Source organism: Deinococcus pimensis DSM 21231, from assembly GCF_000519345.1.
GTDB lineage: Bacteria > Deinococcota > Deinococci > Deinococcales > Deinococcaceae > Deinococcus_A > Deinococcus_A pimensis.
On sequence record NZ_KI912642.1, the window covers coordinates 1 to 1,490 of the forward strand.

General features: G+C 71.1%; 3 protein-coding genes. All 3 read left to right on the top strand.

Annotation, left to right across the window (positions count from 1 at the left end; genetic code table 11):
* A partial coding sequence (locus tag DEIPI_RS30510) for a response regulator (protein ID WP_045234169.1) occupies positions 1 to 431 on the top strand: 431 nt, incomplete at its 5' end.
* The gene (locus DEIPI_RS35545; protein ID WP_027481875.1) at positions 428 to 1,087 is read left to right on the top strand and encodes a response regulator; all 660 of its coding nucleotides are present in this window, start codon (positions 428 to 430) and stop codon (positions 1,085 to 1,087) included. The genes DEIPI_RS30510 and DEIPI_RS35545, both read left to right, overlap by 4 nt.
* 34 nt (positions 1,088 to 1,121) lie before the next feature.
* Positions 1,122 to 1,490, top strand: a 369-nt coding sequence (locus DEIPI_RS30520) for a response regulator (protein WP_045234174.1), incomplete at its 3' end; no start/stop codon positions are given.

Consider the following 1,490-nt stretch of genomic DNA (forward strand, 5'->3'; position numbering starts at 1 on the left):
CGCGCGCCGCCACCCGCGCCGTGAGCGCCGCGCCGAGGGCCGCGCGCCCTTCGAGGCTGCTGCTCGTCGACGACTCTCTCAGCGTGCGCCGCGTCGTGAGCCGTATGCTGGAGCGTGCCGGGTACACCGTCGTCACCGCCTCCGATGGGGAGGCCGCGCTGGACGTCCTGCGTGAGGACACCGCCTTCGACGCGGTCCTCACGGACCTCGAGATGCCGAGGGTCAGCGGCTACGAACTCATCGAGGAGGTGCGGCGCCGCGCGGACACCGCGCACCTGCCCGTGATCGTCATGACGACCCGCGCGGGAGACAAACACCAGCAACTGGCCTATGATCTGGGAGCAACGGCGTACTTCAGCAAACCCATCGACGAGCTGGACCTGACGCGTCGTCTCCGTGACCTGACGCGAGGAACGAGGCACCTGGCGTGAATTCCCGCAGCACCATCCTGCTCATCAATGCCGAGGGCGAGCGCGCCCGCACGGCGGCGGCCTACCTCCGGCTCGCCGGGTGCGACGTGCAGACCGCCACGAGCGCCCTGCACGCCCTCACGCAGCTCGAACGGCTCCTGCCGGACGCGATCGTGTGCGACGCGCAGCTCGAGGACATGAGCGGGATGGAGCTGCTGGAGATCGTCCGCAGTGAGGCCCAGTACGCGGACGTGGTGTTCCTCCTCGTTGGCGCGCCCGAGGACGACCGCTTCGGCCTGCGCGACCTCGCGCTGCCCGAACGCACGGACGGTCCCGGCATCCTGAACGAGCTGCGGCTCGTCCTCGACCTGGACGGCGCGTCCGACGTGAACGCGAGCGGCCCCGTCGAGCCGCTCGGCATCGACACGGTGCTCTCCGCGCTCGCGCAGGGCCGCCGCTCCGGACGGCTGCGCCTCTCCCTGATCTCCAGCGACGTGGACCTGTGGCTCAGCGCGGGGCAGGTGGTGCACGCCCGCTTCGGTCTGGAGCTGGGCGAGCGGGCCCTGCACGCCATCGTCACGGGCGCGCGCACCGTGCTCAACGCCGACTACGACTTCCAGAGCGGTGACGTCTCCGACGTGCCGCGCACCATCGCCTCCGGCGCGGTGCGCCTCTGACCCCTCCCTCCGATCCCTTCAAGAAGGTGCAACGATGACCCAGGTTCTGGTAGTAGACGACAGCCTCAGCGTCCGCAAGGCGCTCGAGATCATCCTCCGCCCGCACGCGTACACGGTCCGCATGGCGGACAGCGCCGAGACCGCGCTCGTCTCGTTCGCGGAGCAGCCCGCCGATCTCGTCATCGCCGACGTGCTGATGCCCGGCATGAGCGGCTTCGAGCTGTGCCAGCAGCTCAAGGCCGACCCCTCGCGCGCGCACGTGCCGGTCGTGCTGATCTCCGGCATCGTCAGCGAGGAGGAGCAGCGCCGCGCGAACGAGGTGGGCGCCGTCGGCCTCGTCCGCAAACCCTTCCGCGCGGAGGACCTGCTGCCCGTCGTGGACGCCGCCGCCCGCGCGGCGACG